The 21,923-nt window shown below is 36.7% G+C and carries 24 protein-coding genes; 10 read left to right on the plus strand and 14 right to left on the minus strand.

The annotated features are described in order from the left end of the window. Positions 1-31 precede the first annotated feature (31 nt). The 5 genes from D7029_RS07800 to hxpB form a co-directional block, all read right to left on the minus strand. A complete protein-coding gene (locus D7029_RS07800) occupies positions 32-895 on the minus strand; it encodes a hypothetical protein (RefSeq protein WP_228766749.1) in 864 nt (287 codons plus the stop codon). Positions 896-977: 82 nt separating this feature from the next. Further along, a complete protein-coding gene (locus D7029_RS07805; RefSeq protein ID WP_194952337.1) occupies positions 978-1,400 on the minus strand; it encodes a GNAT family N-acetyltransferase in 423 nt (140 codons plus the stop codon). Positions 1,401-1,561: 161 nt separating this feature from the next. Further along, positions 1,562-2,953: an L-cystine transporter gene (locus tag D7029_RS07810; protein WP_023582401.1), complete on the minus strand. Its 1,392-nt coding sequence runs from the start codon at positions 2,951-2,953 to the stop codon at positions 1,562-1,564. A gap of 243 nt (positions 2,954-3,196) precedes the next feature. Continuing rightward, a complete protein-coding gene (locus D7029_RS07815; protein WP_098943147.1) occupies positions 3,197-3,763 on the minus strand; it encodes a metal-dependent hydrolase in 567 nt (188 codons plus the stop codon). Positions 3,764-4,072: 309 nt separating this feature from the next. Continuing rightward, positions 4,073-4,741, minus strand: a complete 669-nt coding sequence (gene hxpB, locus D7029_RS07820) for a hexitol phosphatase HxpB (protein ID WP_194952338.1) — start codon at positions 4,739-4,741, stop codon at positions 4,073-4,075. 199 nt (positions 4,742-4,940) lie between these two features. On the opposite strand from hxpB, the gene D7029_RS07825 reads away from it, so the two are divergent. Beyond that, positions 4,941-5,480 carry a YniB family protein gene (locus D7029_RS07825; RefSeq protein ID WP_194952339.1) on the plus strand — a complete coding sequence of 180 codons (540 nt, stop codon included), beginning with the start codon at positions 4,941-4,943 and terminating at the stop codon, positions 5,478-5,480. A 134-nt stretch (positions 5,481-5,614) separates the two neighbouring features. Here D7029_RS07825 and D7029_RS07830 read toward each other — a convergent pair whose 3' ends face one another. From D7029_RS07830 to D7029_RS07850, 5 genes are all read right to left on the minus strand, one after another. Next, positions 5,615-6,487: a fructosamine kinase family protein gene (locus D7029_RS07830; RefSeq protein WP_194952340.1), complete on the minus strand. Its 873-nt coding sequence runs from the start codon at positions 6,485-6,487 to the stop codon at positions 5,615-5,617. A gap of 154 nt (positions 6,488-6,641) precedes the next feature. Next, positions 6,642-7,499 (minus strand): metal ABC transporter permease, encoded by an 858-nt coding sequence (locus tag D7029_RS07835; protein WP_194952341.1) that lies wholly within the window; start codon positions 7,497-7,499, stop codon positions 6,642-6,644. After that, positions 7,496-8,407, minus strand: coding sequence for a metal ABC transporter permease (locus D7029_RS07840; RefSeq protein ID WP_194952342.1), 912 nt, complete (start codon positions 8,405-8,407; stop codon positions 7,496-7,498). The genes D7029_RS07835 and D7029_RS07840 overlap by 4 nt, the downstream gene beginning before the upstream one ends. Before the next feature lie 2 nt (positions 8,408-8,409). Beyond that, positions 8,410-9,297: a manganese/iron ABC transporter ATP-binding protein gene (locus D7029_RS07845; RefSeq protein WP_194952343.1), complete on the minus strand. Its 888-nt coding sequence runs from the start codon at positions 9,295-9,297 to the stop codon at positions 8,410-8,412. Continuing rightward, positions 9,294-10,151: a metal ABC transporter substrate-binding protein gene (locus D7029_RS07850; protein ID WP_228766776.1), complete on the minus strand. Its 858-nt coding sequence runs from the start codon at positions 10,149-10,151 to the stop codon at positions 9,294-9,296. The genes D7029_RS07845 and D7029_RS07850 overlap by 4 nt, the downstream gene beginning before the upstream one ends. 620 nt (positions 10,152-10,771) lie before the next feature. Here D7029_RS07850 and D7029_RS07855 point away from each other — a divergent pair. Continuing rightward, a complete protein-coding gene (locus D7029_RS07855) occupies positions 10,772-11,443 on the plus strand; it encodes a transglycosylase SLT domain-containing protein (RefSeq protein WP_088495793.1) in 672 nt (223 codons plus the stop codon). On the opposite strand, the gene D7029_RS07860 is transcribed toward D7029_RS07855, so the two are convergent. Beyond that, positions 11,440-12,153: a MarC family NAAT transporter gene (locus D7029_RS07860; RefSeq protein WP_194952345.1), complete on the minus strand. Its 714-nt coding sequence runs from the start codon at positions 12,151-12,153 to the stop codon at positions 11,440-11,442. The two genes, D7029_RS07855 and D7029_RS07860, sit on opposite strands and share 4 nt — an antisense overlap. 99 nt (positions 12,154-12,252) lie before the next feature. Further along, a complete protein-coding gene (locus tag D7029_RS07865) occupies positions 12,253-12,846 on the minus strand; it encodes a GNAT family N-acetyltransferase (protein ID WP_194952346.1) in 594 nt (197 codons plus the stop codon). A gap of 264 nt (positions 12,847-13,110) precedes the next feature. Between D7029_RS07865 and D7029_RS07870 the strand changes: the two genes are divergently transcribed. Then, positions 13,111-13,449 carry a tRNA-binding protein gene (locus tag D7029_RS07870; protein ID WP_088495790.1) on the plus strand — a complete coding sequence of 113 codons (339 nt, stop codon included), beginning with the start codon at positions 13,111-13,113 and terminating at the stop codon, positions 13,447-13,449. 96 nt (positions 13,450-13,545) lie between these two features. Further along, complete coding sequence (locus tag D7029_RS07875; RefSeq protein WP_194952347.1) at positions 13,546-14,235, plus strand: AraC family transcriptional regulator; 690 nt, start codon at positions 13,546-13,548, stop codon at positions 14,233-14,235. Between the two features lie 4 nt (positions 14,236-14,239). Here the strand turns inward: D7029_RS07875 and D7029_RS07880 are convergent, their stop codons facing one another. Together D7029_RS07880 and D7029_RS07885 are read right to left on the minus strand one after the other, a co-directional pair. Next, positions 14,240-14,680 (minus strand): PACE efflux transporter, encoded by a 441-nt coding sequence (locus tag D7029_RS07880; RefSeq protein WP_194952348.1) that lies wholly within the window; start codon positions 14,678-14,680, stop codon positions 14,240-14,242. A gap of 187 nt (positions 14,681-14,867) precedes the next feature. Then, positions 14,868-15,281, minus strand: coding sequence for a GNAT family N-acetyltransferase (locus tag D7029_RS07885; protein ID WP_194952349.1), 414 nt, complete (start codon positions 15,279-15,281; stop codon positions 14,868-14,870). 254 nt (positions 15,282-15,535) lie between these two features. Here D7029_RS07885 and D7029_RS07890 point away from each other — a divergent pair, with 254 nt between their 5' ends. The 6 genes from D7029_RS07890 to rplT all read left to right on the plus strand — a co-directional run bounded on the left by D7029_RS07890 (position 15,536) and on the right by rplT (position 21,879). Then, positions 15,536-16,870 (plus strand): hypothetical protein, encoded by a 1,335-nt coding sequence (locus D7029_RS07890; RefSeq protein WP_194952350.1) that lies wholly within the window; start codon positions 15,536-15,538, stop codon positions 16,868-16,870. A 237-nt stretch (positions 16,871-17,107) separates the two neighbouring features. After that, on the plus strand, positions 17,108-18,448 hold the full coding sequence (locus tag D7029_RS07895) for a hypothetical protein (protein ID WP_194952351.1): 1,341 nt from the start codon (positions 17,108-17,110) through the stop codon (positions 18,446-18,448). A gap of 268 nt (positions 18,449-18,716) precedes the next feature. Continuing rightward, the gene (thrS, locus tag D7029_RS07900; protein WP_100158092.1) at positions 18,717-20,645 is read left to right on the plus strand and encodes a threonine--tRNA ligase; all 1,929 of its coding nucleotides are present in this window, start codon (positions 18,717-18,719) and stop codon (positions 20,643-20,645) included. Positions 20,646-20,648: 3 nt separating this feature from the next. Continuing rightward, complete coding sequence (infC, locus tag D7029_RS07905; protein WP_036937410.1) at positions 20,649-21,188, plus strand: translation initiation factor IF-3; 540 nt, start codon at positions 20,649-20,651, stop codon at positions 21,186-21,188. 94 nt (positions 21,189-21,282) lie between these two features. Beyond that, positions 21,283-21,480 (plus strand): 50S ribosomal protein L35, encoded by a 198-nt coding sequence (gene rpmI, locus D7029_RS07910; RefSeq protein WP_004263702.1) that lies wholly within the window; start codon positions 21,283-21,285, stop codon positions 21,478-21,480. 42 nt (positions 21,481-21,522) lie between these two features. Further along, complete coding sequence (rplT, locus tag D7029_RS07915) at positions 21,523-21,879, plus strand: 50S ribosomal protein L20 (protein WP_006537111.1); 357 nt, start codon at positions 21,523-21,525, stop codon at positions 21,877-21,879. The last annotated feature ends 44 nt before the right edge of the window (positions 21,880-21,923 follow it).

Here is a 21,923-nt window from a genome sequence, read left to right on the forward strand (position 1 = left end):
GGGCGCTTTCTATTTATAAAGAACAGGATGTTTAATCTAAATATTCGCCAAAGTATATCGCCACTTTTTCTTCATCAATTTTCAGATTGCCTTTCCAGCCCGCCCACGGCATTTCCATATCAGAGCGACCTTTTGTGTTATTAAGTTGATTTTCTGCAATAGTAATATCGCCGAAATTAGCCCAATGATCCAAAGATAATGGAATATAGGCATTAGGAATAACACCAATTAAGGCAAGTGAGTGCAAAACGCCTCGTTTGGTATATCTATCACCAGAAATTAATTTAGCCTCATTTAACCGCTTTTCAAATTTACCCGGTGTCTCATCTTCAGGCGCATGACGTAATAACTGGAGTAATTGCTTGAAGATCTCTTTATCTGCTGGTGTTGGGCTAACAGGTGCGACAGTGAGTAGATGTTTTAAATTCAAGTAAGCGTAAGAGGGATTGCCTGTATAAGAATTACCGTAATAGAGACAATATTGAAAATAACTGTCATTAATATGTTTTTGCTGATCGCTGTCACTACAAACCCAACAGCAGGCATATTGAGGTTTCTCTTCATAATCGTGTAATGGCAAATTTTGTAGTTTATGAAAAGCGCCTAAAACAGAGCGACCTCTAAGATAACTGCCACTGACACCCGCAATAAAAGCATTCAAGCAACGTTCTTGGGTGAGGAATGGATTATCCTTTAAGCTATTTAGTTTTGTAATAACATCAGCGTGATCAGCAAATTTTTCTATAATATTAGGTTGCCAATTGGCGTCAGATAACAAGTTTCGTTCTTTGTCTGAAAGAATATCAAGCTGATACAGTGAGACTTGGCGTTCAGGATCATATTGACTGTTTTCATATTTATAGAGTTTACGCAAAACGCGCATAATTTTTTGCACGATCTTTACCTTGTTATATTTATAGGGCTTTTATTGGGCTTCAATTTACTAGGTATTGCAATACTCAGTGTATTCGTTAATTTTATTTTTGTGAGCCCATTAGATAATAGTCATCCTTTCCATCTTTCCCCGTAGATAGGATCTGCCAACCATTTTTGAGATAAAATGCCAGTGCTTTTTCATTTCGCGCTAAACATTTCAGCGTACCTATATCTGTAAATGTAGCTTCTGCGGCTTTTAAAAGCGCACTACCAATGCCGCGTGGTGGTTGTTTCGGGTCGACATATAAATTGTGAATGAAATTATTTTCACGAAAAATTGATACAAATCCAATCAGTACACCATCTTCTTCTGCTACCCAAATTTCCTCATCTTGTGTTGAATTATCGAAATCATTCAACTGGTAGTTGGATGTATCTAACCAAGTGAATGTGGATTGTCGAGAAGTTAGGTACAGCAAGCGAAGAGAAGAGCGGTCGGTTTCTTGATAAAGCCTTATTTGCATGAGATCTCCTGTCTTTTTTTCGCCAGTATAAAGCTAAAGTAAAAGGCCTGATTTCGGTTGAATATCGAAATCAGGCCTTGAAAGCTATTTAACCAAAGTGTCCAACTTTATGAGGTCACTTTATCAAATGAACTGGCTTTATCAATAGAGGTAGATAAAGTTTATTTTACTGTAAGTTCAGTCTCTTCATCTTGGTTGAAGACGGCTTTATCGGTTTGTCCCATAATCTGACTGGTGATTGTACCCGCAGTCATTGAACCACTAACGTTTAATGCTGTACGTCCCATATCAATTAACGGCTCTACAGAGATTAACAGAGCAACTAATGTCACAGGTAAGCCCATTGCAGGTAAAACGATAAGCGCTGCAAATGTTGCACCACCACCTACACCAGCAACACCCGCAGAGCTAACAGTCACAATAGCAACCAAAGTTGCGATCCACATTGGATCTAATGGGTTAATGCCCACAGTAGGTGCAACCATCACAGCTAACATCGCAGGGTAAATACCCGCACAACCATTTTGACCAATTGTTGTACCAAAAGATGATGAGAAACTTGCAATAGATTCTGGTACACCCACACGCTTAATTTGTGTTTCAATATTTAACGGAATACTTGCAGCACTTGAACGGCTTGTAAATGCAAATGCTAATAAAGGTCCCGCTTTTTTGAAGAATTTAATCGGGTTTAAACCTGTAAAGCTGACCAGTAAACCATGAACAACAAACATTAAGCCAATAGCAACATAAGAGGCAACAACAAAGCTTCCTAATTGAATGATGTCGTGCATATTTGAGCTTGCAACAACTTTGGTCATCAGAGCCATGACACCGTAAGGTGTTAACATCATAACAATACGAACTAGCTTCATGATCCATGATTGTAAGCAATCAATCGCGACTAAAACTTTCTCACCACGAGGCTGATCTTCTTTGAGTAATTTCAGTGCAGCCATACCTAAGAAAGTAGCAAAGATAACAACACTAATAATCGATGTTGAGCTTGCACCTGTTAAATCAGCAAATGGATTTTTAGGAATAAATGACAAAATAAGCTGTGGCATCGTTAAGTCAGAAACTTTGCCCATATAATTTTGTTCAAGCGCAATCAGGCGCTGTGCTTCTTGTTCACCTTGCACTAAGCCTTCTGCTGTTAAGCCAAATAAATTAGCAATAACAATACCGATTAAGGCAGAAATAGCTGTGGTGAATAATAGTGTGCCAATAGTGAGACCACTAATTTTTCCTAGTGATGATGCTTGATGTAAACGAGCTACGGCACTAAGAATAGAGGCAAAGACTAATGGCATAATGATCATTTGTAACAGCTGTACATAGCCATTACCCACGATATTAAACCAAAGAATAGATTCTTTAATAATAGGATCGTGTGAGTCATAGAATGCGTGTAGTGCTAGTCCAAAAGCAACACCAAAAACTAAACCAACAAGAACTTTCTTTGAAAGGCTCCACTGACGTTGACTTAATTTAGCCAAGATGAGTAATAGCACAACAAAGACGAGTACGTTAATGATTAACGGAAAATTCATCTTAACTCTCCAACGAGATCTTTATTTATATAATTTCGACGATTGTATGCGATATGAGTTCTTAGGTAATAAGAAAGGATATAACAGCACCAATTCGTTATATGGTAACAGGATTGTTAATAACTTTTTATAATTAATTATTATTTTATATAATCGTTTGGTTATAAAGACAAGGAAAGTAGGCATAAAAAGATGTAAGAATTTATAAATAGATAGAGAAACGTAGGGTTTTGTCAGGGGGTGTTAAAAATTAGTGCGCTTATCGTGGTACATCTGTAACCAGTTGTTGACTTGCGAAGGCAGGGTAACAGTAAGGTGAGGAGGTAAAAAAAGTGCGCCAACAAGGATCAAAACAGAGATAAATCTCTCGCCTTTTTTATTATTCTTTTTGCCTAAAATAGGTAATGCAAAGCGCATTTTTAACGGCCATAAGAAAGGAACGCCAGCGGGAGTTAACATATCGGCAATGAGATGGCTAAGATAGCCCAATAAAAGGGCATGGAAGATATCAGCAGAAATATCCCAACGTGGTGAAACTTGGGTTTCCCACAAAATAGCCAAACCACAAAATGCAAGCAAGCTATGTGTAAAGCCTCTATGACCACAGAGTTTTGATAGAGGTAGAGAGATAATACGGAATAATCGCCCAAGAATAGAACCTGGGTGATCTAAGTCAGGTAGAAGTGAGCCCAATAAGACAGCAGGGATCATGTGAAACCAATCACCATGAGCAAGAGCTGGCGTTATTTCAAGCTTCTGCGCTAACACAAGTGTTGCTACAGAAAAAAGTAGATGTCCTTCTGCTGTCATTCCATGTCTGTTCGTTTGCTGTTCATTTATACAGTAATGAAGTATAAAAGGTTTTGACGATAACTAACAGACAAAAAAGATAAAAATTGCCTTAAATATTAAGGAATAACAGGAATATTTTATTTGATTGATTTAAAAATGATCGAATTTAGGATAAAAAACTGAAAAGTCAGATAAAGGCAAGTAGGCATTAAACGAAATGTACAAGTGGATGCCTTAAAGATAAAAAGAGTGAGGAGAGCTGTGAACATTAAAAATAGAATAAAAAGGATATCTTACAAAGCAGGATATCCTTTTCATTTATGGAAATTAGCCCAATAAATGCAGTCGCGTTAGTTCGTTGAGTGACGCAATTTTTACATCAGCTAAGCCCCATTGTTTATCATTAAATTGTTCTGTTGCTGGCACAACGATAGAGCGCATTCTTGCACCTTTACAAGCAATCATACCATTACGAGAATCTTCTAATGAAACACAGTGGATAGGATCAAGATTAAGAGCTTTAGCTGCGTTTAGATAAACTTCTGGGTGAGGTTTGCTGTGTGGCAATTCATCAGCAGATACGACGGCAGAGAAGTAATGACGAATATTAAATAACTCAAGTACACGCTCAAGCATAAAGTCAGGAGATGCGGATGCCAGTGCAATTTTTAACCCTGATGATTTGCAAAGCTCTAAAGCATGCTCGACACCCGGTAATAGTGGCTTTGTTTCTTCGACCAATTTGACAACACGAGAAACCATTTTTTGTTTTGCTTCTTGTTTTGAAAGGCCTTGCCAAGGTGATGCTCTATACCATAAATCAATGACTTCGTTTATTCTTAACCCAACCATATCGGGCATTGCCGATGCAAGGGATAAATCGACGCCTAATTCAGCAAAGACCTCATGTTCTGCTTGCTGCCAAAATGGTTCAGAGTCGATTAATAAACCATCCATATCAAATATTGCAGCTTCAATAGGGAATTTAAAAGACATGTTACTCTCCATAAATAAGGTCTATGTTGTCGAGTGGCGATTGTAGCAAGAGTTACAAAGAAAATCTTTTTAATCAGTTTCTTATTTATTGTGTAAAATAAATAGAGAGAATAGCTACTATTAATTTATTGTCGTATTAGCCGTTAATTAGACTACGATAAACAGATAAATATTGACGAATTCTACTAGTGAGGATGTGATGAGTTATCAATATGCAGGATTGTATGCCATTTTAAAGCGTGTACTTGGTTGGCTTATTTTTATTCCTGCCTTTATTTCGACAGCCGTATCATTGACAGGATTGGCTGCAATACAACGCCCAAGTGGTGATGGTGTAAATGCCGTAATTAATGACTTTTTTCGTGTATTAGCGGAAATGGTGCAATTTAATACACCTTTCTTAGATTTTTTCTGGCGAAATTCACCTATCCCCAATACACAAATGGGATTTAGCCAAGAAAATATCACTTTTTTTGTTATCTTTCTTTTTATGTTTGTTGGCTTAGCATTTAGTGCATCAGGATTACGAATTTATCGCCAAGTGAAATACTTGAAAGAAAATATACAAGATCAGCTGATTATCGAGCGCGCAATGAAAAGTGGTGTGACGGCTGAGGAATTGCAACAAAATATCAAATTGCCTCGACATACTATCTTTACGCAAATTATGGTGCTTTATCTATCACCTCTAATTGTCATTGCAATAGGCTATTTCTTGATGAAATTCTTAGGATGGTAACACTGCTTTAAAGTGAACGAGGACGGTTCATTTATATTAACTAAAGGGAAAAATAAACCTCGCACAACTGAATCTGGCGAGGTTATATTTTTAGTTTATGTATTTTATCCCAGCACGACTTCACTCGTTTCCTATTAAGGTTTTGCTAATAGGTCATCAATTATTTTTCTGACTTCTAAATAATTTTCTTCTCCTCCAAATAGATTGCAACGGTTAAGGAAGAAATAGAGTTGGTAAATAGGCTGACGTGATAAAAACTTATCTGATAGTGGCCAAACACTTTGATAGCCATCGAAAATATTTGCAGGTACTGCTGTGCAAAGCGGTAACATCGCGATATCACACTCTCGATCTCCCCAATAACAAGCAGGATCGAACACCGTACCTTCTGATTGACCAATTGCAGCGCAGTTTTTAGGCCATAAGTTGCCGTGAAGCAGGGAGGGTTGTGGATTATGATCAGCAAGGCGATGATTGATGATTTGAGTGATCTCATCAATATCTCCAAAAATCATGCCTTTCTCAGAAGCCAGTTGTAGCTGAAAGCCAATACGCTTTTCCGAATAAAAGTGATTCCAGCGTTTTTCCCAGCTATTGAGTTGAGGAGTGGTATCGATTTGGGTATCGAAATCAAAACCATAGCTAGGTTGATCTTCCCACTGATGTAGCCTTGCTAATTGTTGCCCAAAACAGTAGGCGCTATGAGGTGTAAATGGTTGAACAGGCAAAAATTCAAGGAGTAGGAAGCTGGCATCTTTACTATTTCCAATACCAAGAACCCGAGGAGTTCGAATTGTTTGGCTTTTTGCCAACATTTCGAGTTGTTCTGCTTCATTTTTAAAATTAGGCAGAAATTCACGCAAGTTGGATTTCACAAAAACAGGCGTATCACCATAATAAATTTTCCATGTATGATGAATATCGCCACTAGAAAGGTGAATTTTTTCGTTTATCTTTGCTGAAAATCCTAAGTTTGATTCCAGTAAACGACCTATATTCTGCCACATACTTACACCTCGCAAAGTTGTTTACTTAGTAGACCCAAATAAAATAATAACGAGCGATGTTTATACTATGACAATAACACTTTAATTAAATCAATAAAGTATAAAGCTAAAAAACGGGATGATTATCCCGTTTTTGCTAAGATAAAGAATATTATCAGGCGCTAGCGGGTTTTGTTTGTCGCTTTATTTTTGCCAATTTAATCTGATTACAGAGTAGCGCAATAATAAAGAACACAGCTTGCGTTAGCACAATACATGGGCCTGTTGCTCCATCAATATGGAAACTAATAAATGTTCCTATAACGCTAGAGGCAACAGAAAATACAATTGCTAACATAATCATGCGTGAAAAACTGCGTGTTAATAAATACGCGGTGATCCCCGGTGAAATAAGCATGGCGACAACTAAAATAATCCCAACAGCCTGCATTGAGGCAACGATGGTTAATGCCAAAATAGACAATAATCCATAGTGTAATAATGTGACAGGTAAACCGACAATTCTTGCTTGGTTAGGATCGAAGCAATAAAGCATAAAATCTTTTTGCTTAACCAGCATAATAGTGATGGTGATTGCACAGATAATACTAATTTGAGTTAATACATCCGGTGTAATGCCTAAAATATTACCAAATAAAATATGCATTAAATGTTGGTCGGTATCGACACTGGCAAAAATGACCAAACCTACTGCAAACATGCCAGAGAATACAATTCCCATCACGGTGTCTTCTTTAATACGACTATGATCCTTTAAATAACCCGTGGCAAAAGAACAAAATAGTCCAGAAAGAAATGCACCTACGGTTAATGGGATTGCGGTGACGTAAGCAAGAACGACTCCAGGTAAGACGGCGTGAGAGATAGCATCCCCCATTAAAGACCAGCCTTTTAATACCATATAACAAGATAAAATAGCGCAGGCGATACCTATAATAATGGCTGCAATAATAGCGCGTTGCATAAAAGGATATTGAAAAGGCTCAATGAAAAATTCCATCAACTCATTCATAGTTTCACCTCTTCTTGTTTTGTTGATCCTTTATGCTGATGAGATTGCGTGATCAACTGTTGTGAACTCTGACGAGCACGACGGCGAGCAGCTAACATGCCGTGTTTAGGTGCAAATAAGAAAGCCAACAAAAAGAGTGATGTTTGCATTGTGACAATCACGCCACCTGTTGCACCATTAAAGAAATAGCTAAGATAAGCACCTACTGCACTTGTTATTGTGCCAATACAGATAGCAATAATTGCAAGTCGTTTAAATTGGTCTGTGAGTAAATAAGCTGTTGCTCCGGGGGTTACTACCATAGCAATGACAAGAATGGCACCAACAGTTTGAAGAGCTGCAACAGTACATGCGCTCAAAAGAGTAAAAAAGATAATTTTTAATTTTAGTGGTGATAAGCCGATTGATTTTGCATGAACTTCATCAAAGAAAACCACCAGCAAGTCTTTCCAGATACAAAATAAAACTAAGAAAGAGACACCTGTAATAATCACAACTTGCCATACATCTTCATCAGCAATACCTAAAATATTTCCGAGAATGATGGTCTGAACGTTGACGGCTGTCGGTTTAAGCGAAACCAGCAACAGACCAAAGGCAAAAAAAGTGGAGAAAATAAAGCCGATAACGGCATCTTCACGAAGGCGTGTGATATGACGAATAAATGTCATTGATAATGCAGCGAGCAAACCCGTAAAAAAGGCACCGACTGCATAAGGCAAACCTAATATATAAGCCCCTGCAACACCGGGAACAACTGAGTGGGAAAGGGCATCTCCCATTAACGACCAACCTTTCAAAATTAGATAGGATGAAAGAAAAGCGCAGACAGCACCCACTAAGGCACTTACCCAAATCGCTTTCACCATATAGTTATATTCAAAAGGTTGTAGGAGTAAATCTAGCATGGCTAATCTCCCTGTTTGCGCTGGCTTTGGTGCGCTGGAGTGTGTTCTTCTTGATGACCATAGAAGACGGCAGCACGTTCATCATCAGTAATGACAGTGAGTGAGCGTGGATCGTCATCATCATGAAGATCAGAACCCGATAGGCTGATGTGGCGTAATACACCACCGAATGCGTGTTCTAAGTTTTTCTGTGTAAATGTTGTTTCAGTTGGACCACTGTCTAACACGGTTCTATTGATCAAAATAACGTGGTCACAAAACTCAGGAACACTACCCAAATTATGCGTTGAGACTAAAACTAAGTGGCCTTCTTCGCGTAAATTGCGTAAAAGCTCGATGATGGCATTTTCTGTTTTAACATCGACACCAGTAAACGGTTCATCAAGTAATAAAACAGTACCTTCTTGAGCCATTGCTCGTGCTAAGAAAACACGTTTTTTCTGACCACCTGAAAGCTCACCAATTTGGCGATGTCCTAAACCTGACAAGCCAACGCGTTCTAATGATGCTGCAACAACTTCATGATCGCGTTTTGAAGGAATACGAAAAAAGCCCATTTTTCCATAACGTCCCATCATCACAACATCAGAAACGAGGACGGGAAAATTCCAGTCAACTTCTTCTGTTTGCGGAACATAGGCGATCATATTTTGTTTTAATGCCTGTTGGATCGGGCTATCGTTTAATGTCACTTTACCTTTAGAGGGCTTTACCAGCCCCATAATGGTTTTAAATAGTGTGGATTTACCACTGCCATTGATGCCCACTAGGGCACAAATAGTGCCACCAGTGATAGAGAAGCTTGCATCAAAAATAGCCGTATGACCGTTATTGTAAGTAACCGTGGCATTATCAACAGTTAATGTAGGATTAGCTTTTACATTGCTCATTGCCCAAATCCTTTCGCAATTGTATCTACTGTAATAGTAATTAAATCAATATAAGTAGGAACCTCTCCACCTTCAGCGGAAAGTGAGTCAACATAAAGAACACCACCGTATTTTGCGCCAGTCTCTTTGCTGACTTGTTTAGCGGGTTTATCTGAAATTGTACTTTCGCTAAAGACAACAGGGATCTTGTGTTCTCTAACTGTATCAATCACATATTTAACCTGTTGTGGTGTGCCTTGTTCTTCGGCATTAATTGGCCATAAATAAACTTCTTTAAAGCCATAGTCATTGGTTAAATAGCTGAATGCACCTTCACTGGTTACTAACCAACGCTCTTCTTGTGGGATACGAGATAATCTTTCTCTTAATGGTGCATCAAGTTGTTTAATTTTTTCTGCGTAATTTGCCGCATTTTGATTATAAATAGCTGCATTGTCGGGATCATGTTCAACAAGCGCTTTGCGAATATTTTCAATATAGATTAATGCATTATTCGGTGACATCCATGCGTGTGGATTAGGATTGTTTTTGTAAGCGCCTTCACTGATTGCCATTGGTGTGATGCCTTCAGTGACAACAACAGCAGGTACGTTACGTAATTCATTAAAAAAGCGTTCAAACCAACGTTCAAGGTTTAAACCATTCCATAAGATAAGATCTGCTTTTTGAGCTTTTACAATATCTTTAGGAGTGGGTTGGTAATCGTGAATTTCAGCGCCGGGTTTTGTGATTGATTCAACAATCGCAGCATCTCCAGCTACATTTTGAGCGATATCTTGAATAATAGTAAATGTGGTGACAACTTTTAGTTTATCTTTTGCTTGTGCAGGTGCTGTTAAAAATACGGATGCCATAAGGCATAAAGCTGTAAGTGAAAGTTTGTGTACAGAGCGAAATATATCCATATTATTATTGCCTTATAGTTGCAGAGTTATTTTCTCAATTGATAATGATTATCAATATCATTTCAAAAAAGTCAAGTTATCTCTGTGTAAAAAGCTTCATTTGATAACGACTAGAAATAAGATAACAACATGTATTCCAATAAATGTTAAGTAGATTGTCGGTTTTTGTCACAAAAATTAACAATAGTTCGTAACTATTTGTGTAAAAGGTGATTTATATTATTAGTAAAAGCTCACTTTTCTCCATTAAGCTAATGATTATTATGTTTCTATACTTTTTATCGTTATCTATAAACGCCACTCTTATATTGTATTAATGCGTATTATTCGTTTGAAAGGAGTTCTCTAAATTTATTACAAATATTCTGATTGAGCGATTTTATGAGGAAAACAGGAAATAGGATGGATTTGAGATAAAACGCACACACTAGAAGTAGTAATAGATTGATTTATTTCTCGCGCTTTGCCATATTTTAGCATGCATTTTTATGTGAAAATAGAATAATATATCCACAACCCATTGATATATAAATATGTCTTGTACAACCCTTTATGCAAAAGGATAAAACGTGAAAGTAAAAATCATCTTTTCTTTGGCAATTTTGCTTCTTGCTGGTTGTGCTGATCATGCTCGTCAACCTATTCAAAAAGAAACATCACGCTTTTTAAGCCAAAAACCAGTGAATAACCGCGTTAATAATGCTTCAATCTCAACGGCACAATGGAAATCAACACCTTTTGATAACCATATACAGCAAGCATCAAACCGTTACGATGTCGATGAAACATTAATTAAGGCGATTATCCAAGTTGAGTCAAACTTTAGACCTGAAGTTATTAGCAAATCAAATGCAGTTGGATTAATGCAAATTAAAGCATCAACTGCGGGAAGAGATGTTTACCAAAATAGGGGTAAAGCAGGGCAACCAACAACAGCTCAATTAAAAGATCCCGCTATTAATATCGATTTAGGTACAGCTTATATTCAATTATTAAGAGAACGCCACCTTGTTGGTATTGCCGATCCTGAAACACTTTATTACGCCACTATCCTTGCTTATGTGAATGGCGCTGGTGCTTTATTAAGAACATTTGATAAAGATAGAAATAATGCTATCGCTAAAATTAATTCAATGAGTGCGGATGATTTTTATCGTTATGTCGAAAAAAATCATCCGGCTTCTCAAGCGCCGCGCTATTTAGCAAAAGTGAGAGCGGCTTACCATGCGGGCGATAATTAATCTGGCAAATTAGCGGCTGCTTGAGCCTGTTTTAATAAAGCAGGCAAATCAGCAATAATTTCAAGAACACCGTTGATCATAAATTGAACGCCCATACAGATTAATAAAAATCCCATTACGCGAGAAATAGCGTCAATACCACTGTGGCCTAAATACTTCATAATGCTGGTGGAGCCACGAAGTGATACCCAAACGATAACGCTAATTAAAAAGAAGGTTGTCACAGGGGCGATATATAATACCCATTGTGCAATATCAGTACGTGATGGGATTGACGCTGCTGTACTGATTATCATTGCAATCGTTCCGGGACCTGCTGTACTTGGCATTGCTAAAGGAACAAAGGCAATATTAGGCTCTTTGGGATTACGATGTGGATTGTTATCGTCTGAAATAGGATCATCGACATTAGGTGTATTTGGAAACAACATACTAAAGCCAATAAAGGCAACTATCATTCCGCCTGCAATACGAAGGCCGGGGATAGAAATACCAAAGGTTGTCATTATGATCCGCCCCGCATAGAACGCGATGGTCATAATGACGAAAATATATACACACGCCATTAACGATTGCTGATTACGTTGTTCCTTTGTCATATTGCCTGAAAGGCCAAGCCAAAGAGCAACAGTCGTTAATGGATTAGTTAAAGGCAAAAGCAAAATAAGACCAAGACCGATAGCCTGAAAAAACTGGTAAACAGAGTGCATGGAATATAAAAGCTCCCAATAACAGGTAATTAAGGAGTAATTATGATAACAAATTAAACGAGATAAAAGTTATTTTCCTCATAATATTCTTAATGTGTATTAGTATTTTTTCATAAGCCATTCTAAGTGCACTTTTACTGCCCCCCAGTCATAATCAGTAATGCTATAAACGCAAGTATCTCTTTTTTGACCATCTGTTGTTAATCTATGATTACGCAAAATACCATCCAGCTTTGCACCAAGTCGCTCAATCGCTCTACGGCTAGTCTGATTTAATATATGAGTGCGAAATTCAACAGCAATACATTGCAAGTCTTCTAAGGCATATTTAAGTAAAAGATATTTAGCTTCTGTGTTTATTCCGGTTCTTTGTGCTTCTTTGGCATACCATGTTGAACCAATTTCTAATCTTGGTGTTTGATTATCAATATTCATAAAGGTTGTTATGCCAACCACACGGTTATTAGCTTTAGAAATAATGGAAAAAGGCAACATTACCCCTTTTTGTTGTAACTGAAGCTTATGCTCAATATCGCGTTGTAATTCTGTTACTGAAGGAACGGTGGTATACCAAAGTTCATCGGGTCTATCTTTTTCAATTAGCTCATAAAGTTCGGAATAATGTTCCATGCTAAGAGGTACTAAACGTACAAGTTTTCCTTCCAGTGTTGTCCACTCTGTTATCTTTTTCATAATAAATATTCTCTGGGGTTGTTAATAACAATGCGTTTCTTAAGAATACTTTTTATACATAACAAATTTATGAATTGATATGGTTATTTAAACGGTTATTAAAAAGTAGGCAAAATTCAGAATGATGAAAATAGAGAAAAGAATGTGAGTGATTCTTTCTCAACAGAGAATGACTGCCTTACCACAGGTGAGCAAGCATAATGCGTGTTAATCTATAATCCAGTAATAGTGATATAACAGAAAACACAATAGATTGGTAAAAAGATGACAGATTTAATTGAATGGGACGATTTTCTACGTGTAGAAATGAGAGTAGGAACGATTATTAGCGCAGAAATAAATAAGAAAGCTAATAAACCTGCTTATGTTATGGAAGTCGATTTGGGCGAATTAGGTATAAAGCGTTCAAGTGCTCAAATTACGGTAAATTATACACCCGAAGAACTTGTCGGCCGTCGTATTTTATGTGTATGTAATTTCCCAGTTAAACGCATTGCAGGTATAAAATCTGAAGTTTTAATTACAGGGGCACCTGATGAAACGGGAGCAATTGTATTGGCTGAGTTTAACTTACCTTTACCAAATGGTTCTCGTCTGGCCTAAATAAGTATCTTGATAAGACACTCTTAAATAGTGATGTTCTGCTGAGTTTTGATATAGTAATTATTCAATAGCAGGATAGATATAAAGGAGTGTCTTTTGTTATTACCTCAATTGCATTTGCGATGTTATACACAAGAGACGGTATCTCATCAGCATGATAATTTATGGCAGATTATTTTTGGGCTTTCGGGTTCGATGGAAGTCAATTTCAATCGAGAAGACTTTCTGATTTCTAATCAAAACTGCTTGATTATCCCTCCAACTATTCATCATGCCTTTTCAGGCAATATAGATAATAAAAATCTTATTCTAGAACTTCCTGCAACCTCGCAATGGCAATTAAGTGAGAAAGGTGGGCAATTTGCATTGTCACCGGCAGCGATTGGGTTATTAGAATGGCTACATCAATACCCTCAACCCCCAGATCAATACTCCACGATCACGCGCTTATTACTCGCTCAAATGGAAATACAAAAAGGTTGGCGCGATAGTTTGGATACTTGGCTAGTGAATAAATTACATACACCATTAACAACACATGATATTGCTTTAGCTTTTAATACATCAGCGAGTACATTACAGCGAAAAATGAAAGCAGAAGTGGGAGTGTCTGTGATGCAATATGTCACTCAACAGCGACTTAGCAAAGCCGCTGAATTATTAAAATACACATCAGTAAATATTGAAAATATTGCCCTAGCAGTTGGGTATGACTCGCACTCTGCATTTAGTCAGGCATTTCGCCAATGCTTTAATAAAAGTCCTACTGAGTATCGGCAGGATTAAGCCATTACACCACTTTATTTTCTGTCGAATAAACACGAGGACATAATTTATCGAAAACGAGCGTAAATAAATAGGTATAGATAAAGAAGAACACTAATATAGTGACTTCCATACTTATCGCTTTGATAAAACCTACATTATACCACCACATATAAAGTGGAATGGTAAAGAAGAACAGACCTAATTCAAAACTTATTGCATGGGTAAGTCGTACCATGACTGTGCGTTTTTTGATCTTTAATTTCGACTCAATTAATTCAAAGAAAGAATTGAAAATATAATTCCAAATCAGAGCAATAACAGAAACAGCGATTGCAACGGGAAGTGAATTATGTGATTGGCTTTGGCTTAATATTGCCAGTAAAACAGTGCTTAATAAAATGGCAAGAGTTTCGAAGGTAATAGCATAAACCAACTTACGAGGGCGGGGCTTTAGATAAAACACGTTATACACCTTTATGTTAACAATGAAAGTTCTGGCCCGCCCCAGAGAATGTTATTTTTAAAGCCACGGTTTCCGCTTAATTGATACTGATGGTAATAAAATCCTATAAAAAAGGCAAAGTTTGTCTATAAAGGGTAGGGAAATAGCCTTTGATTAATATCAGAGGCTATTTTTATAGATAAGAAGATTAAGCGTTTTGTTTTAGAAATTTCTTTGTCATTCCTTGGCTTTTAGGAGCAACGGGTTGATAACCTAATTTTTCATAAAACTCAGGTTTATCTGCAATCATCGAAACATAAGAGTCTTCAAACGTGGCGGAAGCCAGATAATCATCAATGTACTTCATTATCTGTCGGCCAAGACCTTGTCCTTGATAATGAGGATCTACGGCAATATCCACGACTTCAAAGTTACAAGCACCATCACCAACCACACGTCCCATAGCAACTAATATTTTGTTATAACGTATTGAAATAGCATATAAACTGTTTGGAAGCGCAATGCTGGCAGTTTTTACTGATCGTGGAGATAAACCAGCCTTTAGGCGCATAGTACAATATTCTTCAACAGTAGGTACACTTTCGTGGATAACAAATTTCATAATAGGGCTCTTTTTTGCAAGTGAATATGTTGACTTAAAGATACTGTATAAAAATACAGTTTTCAAGGTCGATAGAGATAGACAAAAAATTATTATGAAAAAAATAATAAAAACCTAAAAATACATTAAATGATAATAAATACGAGGAAGAACACAGATAACTGAGAAAAAATGTAATATTACTATTACCAGTATTAGAGTAATTAAAAATTAGATATACAGCTAAGTATATTTACATGAAAATAAGGATATTTATGAGTGGTGAAATCGCGTTGATTATTCTTGGAATTATCTTTATCGGAATGGCTATTCTATATTTGATGCCTGTTTATTATTTCTTTGTCATTAAATCGTCATTTAAATTTATTCAGCCACCATTAAAAAAATCAGTTTTGATATCGTTGGCCATAATTTTTTTTAATATCCTTTTTTACTCTAATAAAAATTTAATACCAATTAGTGAACTCAATGTTATAGAGAGTAACGAACATAGGTTTATCTTTCTAGGACTGTTCTATTTTTGTCTTCCTTTTTTTTATCTTCACATCTTTAGAAAACGAAATCCTAAAATAAGAGGATATTGGATAGCTTTTACATTGTCATTTTTAGCTTATAACGCAAATTATTTACCACAAAAAATGATGGGAGATAGAGAAAACAAGATTATCTCTTATTTGCAAAAAGGTAACATAAAAGCTTTGGAGACCGTGTGGGGAGGACGATGTCCTAATAGTTATAGTATTCAATTTGAATTTTTTAATAACAAAGAACTAATAAAAACATTTGATAGAAAATCACTTTTATTTTTAACTGAGTGTTTTAAAAAAAGTAACCAGAGTATTACTTATAACGGAGAGTCTATGACAGATAATTATCCGTTATTCTATAATGAATTTTCATGGGCAGAATGGCATGAAAATATTATTGAATTATTTGTCAGTAAAGAGTTTTATGATACGTTACGAGAAAATGATAAGAAAGAGATTGCTAAGGCTATTTCAAGAACCTTGCAAGGTGATCTAAATTATGAAGGTGACTTTGAAAATTATACTAAAAAAATAGATTATGTTTTTCAACAACAGCCAGAATTCAAATCTTATATCGTTTTTGATAAGAGTGAATTTGAACTCGCACTGAGAAATTCCTATCTAAAATATGCTCACTACCTCAGAAAACACCTTGATGTAAATGATCCCACAGTTAAATTAGGATTAGCAATTATTGATGATGATGTTGAATATGTCATTCGTGTTGCAAAGCAAGAACCTAAATTATTTACTCAAATTATCGCGGATAGTACAGCATTAAAGTCATGTGAAGATGGTGACAGACCTTTTGACATGAATATTTTTATATTTAGTTCAGGTAGTAAAGAACTAGTTACATCATTATTAGATAATAACCTTGTCAATATTACGGATTACCAATGTATAGGTTATAACTATTTAGCAGGTAATCTAGGCAGAGAAAAAACATGTTATAGTTATCTGCTTAGATTCCTCGATTACAATTACATAATTAAAAATAAAGAAGATAAAAAAGAATTAGAAAAAAGGATATCAAGCCAAGTAACACAATGTGATGCGTGAAATTTTATTATGGTTTCTATTTCGTTTTTTGAGGAAACACAAGCAGATAAAGGCATATGATCTTACTGTCTGTGATAGTGTTCTCCTGAGTTGCGGTAAGGTATTCAAGAATGAAAAAGATATTAAATACGCCATGAAGAGCCAGTTTTTGAGAAGGGCGTTGATCCATCAAGGATGGATGGGACTAAAACTAGAGTGAGAATAAGTATATTTACTTAATATAAAATAAGGATACTTATGAGTGGTGAAATTGCTGTTTTCATAATGGCTGTCTTTTTTATTGCAATGGCCATTTTGTATTTAGCCCCCGTTTATTATTTTTTTGTTGTTATATCAGCATTAAAATATATCCAGCCTCCACTAAAAAAATCCATCTTGTTCTCTTTGATTTTAATACTAATTAATATAGCTTTCTATTTTAATGCCACTTTAGTTTCAAAGGGAGAGCTTGCTCTTATTAAGAACAATGATCCTCAATTTATTTTTCTAGGTCTGTTATTTTTCTGTCTCCCATTTATTTATCTTCATATCGTCAGAAAAAGAAACCCTAAAATAGTGGGCTATTGGATAGCCTTCACATTGTCATTCTTAGCTTATAACTCATATTATTTTCCACAAAAAATGATAGGAGATAAAAAAGAGAGAGTTATTCAGCTGTTACAAAGAGGTGATTTAGAAGCATTGGATAAAGTTTGGAAAGGGCGTTGTCCTGATCCTTATAGCATTGAAGTGGAATTTTTTTATAACACAGATTTGATAAAAACATTTGATAAAAAATCACTCTGGTTTTTAACTGAATGTGTAAAACAAAATAAGAAGAAAGGATCTCTTTATCTATATTATAAACCGACTAACTATCCGCTGTTTGATAGAGAGTTTTCAATAGCAGAATGGAATGAAAATGTTGTTGATTTATTTATCGATAAAGAATTTTATAGCACTCTTCCAGAAGAAGAGAAAAAAGAACTTGGCGATACCATAATACAAACTTTTCAAGAAGGATTAATGTATACAGGCTCCTTTGATGATTATGCGAAAAAGATTGACTATATTCTTCAACAGCGTCCTGAATTTAAAAACTATATTAATTTTGATCGAAAAGAGTTTATATACGCACTAAGAAATCACCGATTAAATTATGCTCAATATCTTAAAAAACATCTCGATAAGAATGATCCTTTTATTAAATTAGGTTTTGCAATCATTGAAGATGACATTAAATATGTTGTTGATGAAGGAAAAAAAAATCCTGAACTCTTTACTCAAATTCTTATGGATACATCAACATTATCTGCATCTGGTTGTGATAAAGGGGTTATGCCTTTTGATATAAATACCTTTATTTTTAGTAATGGAAGTAAGAACTTAATTCTAGCGCTGCTGGATAATAATCTAGTAAATACAAGTAATTATAAATGCAAAGGATATAATTATTTGGCTGATGAACGTGGCAAAGAAAAAACCTGCTTTAGCTATTTACTTCGACATCTTGAATATAATCATGCCATCAAAAATAGAGATGATAAAAAAGAGATAGAGAAACGAGTATCGAGTCAATTAATACAATGTGATGAGTGAGATTTTTTTGTCGTTTCTATTTCGTGTTTTCTTGGGGAAATATAGGCAGATAAATGTATAAATCTTTACTGTCTGTGATAATATCCCCCCTGAGTTGCGATAAGGCTCAGTGATGCTATGGCTATTCATAAAATGAATATGCGTACATAACTGTGTGCAAACCTCGCGAGGTAAAGTGAGAACTTGTCGTAACGTACTGAATATAGATGAAATAAAAAGCTTACAAGTGATCTTGCGTGAGGGTCACCACTGTAAATAAGGATTTTAAATGCCAATTATTACTCTTCCTGACGGAAGCCAACGTCAATTTGAAAATGCAGTTTCTGTCATGGATGTCGCTGCAGATATCGGTCCTGGACTTGCGAAAGCATGTATTGCAGGCCGTGTTAATGGTGAGCTGGTGGATGCTTGTGAATTAATCGAACATGATGCAAATCTGGCGATTATCACCGCAAAAGATGATGAAGGTCTTGAGATTATTCGTCACTCTTGTGCCCACTTACTGGGACATGCAATTAAACAATTATGGCCAAACACCAAAATGGCGATTGGTCCTGTTATTGAAAATGGATTCTACTACGATGTGGATTTAGACCATTCTCTAACACAGGAAGATTTAGACACTCTAGAAAAACGCATGCTAGAGTTGGCGAAAACAGATTATGACGTTATTAAAAAACGCGTAAGCTGGGCTGAAGCTCGTGAAACATTTGTTTCTCGTGGTGAAGACTATAAAGTTGCTATTCTTGACGAAAATATTAGCCAAGACTCTCAACCTGGTCTTTATCATCACCAAGAATATGTTGATATGTGCCGTGGACCACACGTTCCAAATATGCGTTTCTGTCATAACTTTAAATTGCAGAAAATCGCAGGTGCATATTGGCGTGGTAACAGCGACAATAAAATGCTACAACGCATTTATGGTACAGCTTGGGCTGATAAGAAACAGTTAAAAGCTTACTTAGATCGCTTAGAAGAAGCCGCTAAACGTGACCACCGTAAAATTGGTAAACAGCTTGATTTATATCATATGCAAGAAGAAGCGCCGGGTATGGCTTTCTGGCATAATGATGGCTGGACTATTTTCCGTGAGTTAGAAACATTTGTACGTTGTAAATTAAAAGAATATGATTACCAAGAAGTAAAAGGTCCATTTATGATGGATCGTGTTCTTTGGGAAAAAACAGGTCACTGGGAAAACTACAAAGAAAACATGTTCACAACATCTTCAGAGAACCGTGAATATTGTATTAAACCAATGAACTGCCCAGGTCACGTACAAATCTTCAAACAAGGTTTACGTTCTTACCGTGATTTGCCATTACGTATGGCTGAATTCGGTAGCTGCCATCGTAATGAACCATCAGGCGCATTACATGGTTTAATGCGTGTTCGTGGCTTTACACAAGACGATGCGCACATCTTCTGTACTGAAGAACAAATTTTAAGTGAAGTAAATGACTGCATCAAATTGATTTATGATGTATATTCTACTTTCGGATTTGAAAAAATCGTTGTTAAGCTGTCTACTCGCCCAGAAAAACGTATCGGTGAAGATGCATTATGGGATGTTGCTGAAGCAGACTTAGCAAAAGCCTTAACTGATAACAATATTGAATTTGAATATCAGCCAGGCGAAGGGGCGTTTTATGGCCCTAAAATTGAATTTACACTTTACGATTGTTTAGATCGTGCATGGCAGTGTGGTACAGTACAATTAGACTTCTCACTACCAGGTCGTTTAGGCGCATCTTATGTTGCCGAAAACAACGAGCGTAAAGTACCTGTTATGTTACACCGAGCAGTGCTAGGATCCTTAGAACGTTTTATTGGTATTCTGACAGAAGAATACGCAGGATTCTTCCCAACTTGGTTAGCACCACAGCAGGTTGTCGTGATGAATATCACGGATGGACAGGCTGATTATGTACAAAAACTCGTCAAAGAATTGCAAGATGCCGGAATTCGTGCAAAAGCAGACTTGAGAAATGAGAAGATTGGCTTTAAAATTCGTGAACATACTTTACGTCGTGTTCCGTACATGCTTGTCTGTGGCGATAAAGAAGTTGAATCAGGCAAAGTGGCGGTTCGTACTCGTCGAGGAAAAGACCTTGGCAGTATCGACGTTAACGAATTTAAAGAAAAGCTTCTGCAAGAAATTAGAAGCAGAAGTCTTCATCAGTTGGAGGAATAAGGTATTAAAGGCGGAAAAAGAATTCAATCAACGCGTCAGAATCGCATCAATGGTGAGATTCGCGCTCATGAAGTTCGTTTAACAGGTTTAGATGGCGAACAGATTGGAGTTGTTAGTCTGAAAGAGGCTCTTGAGAAAGCCGAGGAAGCAGGTGCTGATTTAGTTGAAATTAGTCCTAATGCCGAGCCGCCGGTTTGTCGTATTATGGACTACGGCAAATTCCTCTATGAGAAAAGTAAGACTCTCAAAGAACAGAAAAAGAAACAAAAAGTTATTCAGGTTAAGGAAGTTAAATTCCGTCCTGGTACAGATGAAGGCGACTATCAGGTCAAACTACGCAACCTGATTCGTTTTCTTGAAGATGGCGATAAAGCCAAAGTCACACTGCGTTTCCGTGGTCGTGAAATGGCACACCAACAAATCGGTATGGAAATGCTTAACCGTATCCGTGAAGATTTGGATGAACTGGCTGCTGTTGAATCTTTCCCTAATAAGATTGAAGGGCGTCAGATGATCATGGTGTTAGCGCCGAAGAAGAAATAGTCGGGCAATTCAAGTAATAGCGTCAGCCTTTAGAGGCTGATTGCTATTCGCCTTATTATTTTATGTTATTAACAATGCGAAGTGGATTATAGAAATGCCAAAGATTAAAACAGTACGCGGCGCAGCTAAGCGCTTTAAAAAAACTGCTGGTGGTGGCTTCAAGCGCAAGCATGCTAACCTCCGTCACATTCTGACTAAAAAATCAACTAAGCGTAAACGTCATTTACGTCCAAAAGGCATGGTCTCTAAAGGAGATTTAGGTCTGGTCGTAGCTTGCTTACCATACGCATAAGTATCACTTTTTTAACAGAATATAGACATTTAGGAGTTTAATATGGCTCGTGCTAAACGTGGTGTTATCGCCCGTGCTCGTCACAAGAAAATTTTAAAGCAAGCTAAAGGTTATTACGGTGCACGTTCACGTGTATATCGTGTAGCTTTCCAGGCTGTAATCAAAGCTGGTCAATATGCGTACCGTGACCGTCGTCAGAAAAAACGTCAGTTCCGTCAGCTGTGGATCGCGCGTATCAACGCAGCAGCTCGTCAGAACGGTATGTCTTATAGCCGTTTCATCAATGGTCTGAAAAAAGCATCCATTGAAATCGACCGTAAGATTCTGGCTGACATCGCTGTATTCGACAAAGTAGCATTCGCTGCTTTAGTTGAAAAAGCGAAAGGTGCTCTGGCTTAATTATTTATTAAGCAATGGAAGAGGGAGTTTTCTCCCTCTTTTAT

It is taken from the genome of Proteus vulgaris (assembly GCF_016647575.1).
GTDB classification, from domain to species: domain Bacteria; phylum Pseudomonadota; class Gammaproteobacteria; order Enterobacterales; family Enterobacteriaceae; genus Proteus; species Proteus mirabilis_B.

Excerpts from the sequence above, each read along its gene's own strand:
- D7029_RS07805 (WP_194952337.1), bottom strand. The coding sequence starts at position 1,400 with ATGCAAATAAGGCTTTATCAAGAAACCGACCGCTCTTCTCTTCGCTTG.
- D7029_RS07810 (WP_023582401.1), bottom strand. The coding sequence starts at position 2,953 with ATGAATTTTCCGTTAATCATTAACGTACTCGTCTTTGTTGTGCTATTA.
- D7029_RS07815 (WP_098943147.1), bottom strand. The coding sequence starts at position 3,763 with ATGACAGCAGAAGGACATCTACTTTTTTCTGTAGCAACACTTGTGTTA.
- hxpB (WP_194952338.1), bottom strand. The coding sequence starts at position 4,741 with ATGTCTTTTAAATTCCCTATTGAAGCTGCAATATTTGATATGGATGGT.
- D7029_RS07825 (WP_194952339.1), top strand. The coding sequence starts at position 4,941 with ATGAGTTATCAATATGCAGGATTGTATGCCATTTTAAAGCGTGTACTT.
- D7029_RS07830 (WP_194952340.1), bottom strand. The coding sequence starts at position 6,487 with ATGTGGCAGAATATAGGTCGTTTACTGGAATCAAACTTAGGATTTTCA.
- D7029_RS07835 (WP_194952341.1), bottom strand. The coding sequence starts at position 7,499 with ATGAATGAGTTGATGGAATTTTTCATTGAGCCTTTTCAATATCCTTTT.
- D7029_RS07840 (WP_194952342.1), bottom strand. The coding sequence starts at position 8,407 with ATGCTAGATTTACTCCTACAACCTTTTGAATATAACTATATGGTGAAA.
- D7029_RS07845 (WP_194952343.1), bottom strand. The coding sequence starts at position 9,297 with ATGAGCAATGTAAAAGCTAATCCTACATTAACTGTTGATAATGCCACG.
- D7029_RS07850 (WP_228766776.1), bottom strand. The coding sequence starts at position 10,151 with ATGGCATCCGTATTTTTAACAGCACCTGCACAAGCAAAAGATAAACTA.
- D7029_RS07860 (WP_194952345.1), bottom strand. The coding sequence starts at position 12,153 with ATGCACTCTGTTTACCAGTTTTTTCAGGCTATCGGTCTTGGTCTTATT.
- D7029_RS07865 (WP_194952346.1), bottom strand. The coding sequence starts at position 12,846 with ATGAAAAAGATAACAGAGTGGACAACACTGGAAGGAAAACTTGTACGT.
- D7029_RS07870 (WP_088495790.1), top strand. The coding sequence starts at position 13,111 with ATGACAGATTTAATTGAATGGGACGATTTTCTACGTGTAGAAATGAGA.
- D7029_RS07885 (WP_194952349.1), bottom strand. The coding sequence starts at position 15,281 with ATGAAATTTGTTATCCACGAAAGTGTACCTACTGTTGAAGAATATTGT.
- D7029_RS07890 (WP_194952350.1), top strand. The coding sequence starts at position 15,536 with ATGAGTGGTGAAATCGCGTTGATTATTCTTGGAATTATCTTTATCGGA.
- D7029_RS07895 (WP_194952351.1), top strand. The coding sequence starts at position 17,108 with ATGAGTGGTGAAATTGCTGTTTTCATAATGGCTGTCTTTTTTATTGCA.
- thrS (WP_100158092.1), top strand. The coding sequence starts at position 18,717 with ATGCCAATTATTACTCTTCCTGACGGAAGCCAACGTCAATTTGAAAAT.
- rpmI (WP_004263702.1), top strand. The coding sequence starts at position 21,283 with ATGCCAAAGATTAAAACAGTACGCGGCGCAGCTAAGCGCTTTAAAAAA.
- rplT (WP_006537111.1), top strand. The coding sequence starts at position 21,523 with ATGGCTCGTGCTAAACGTGGTGTTATCGCCCGTGCTCGTCACAAGAAA.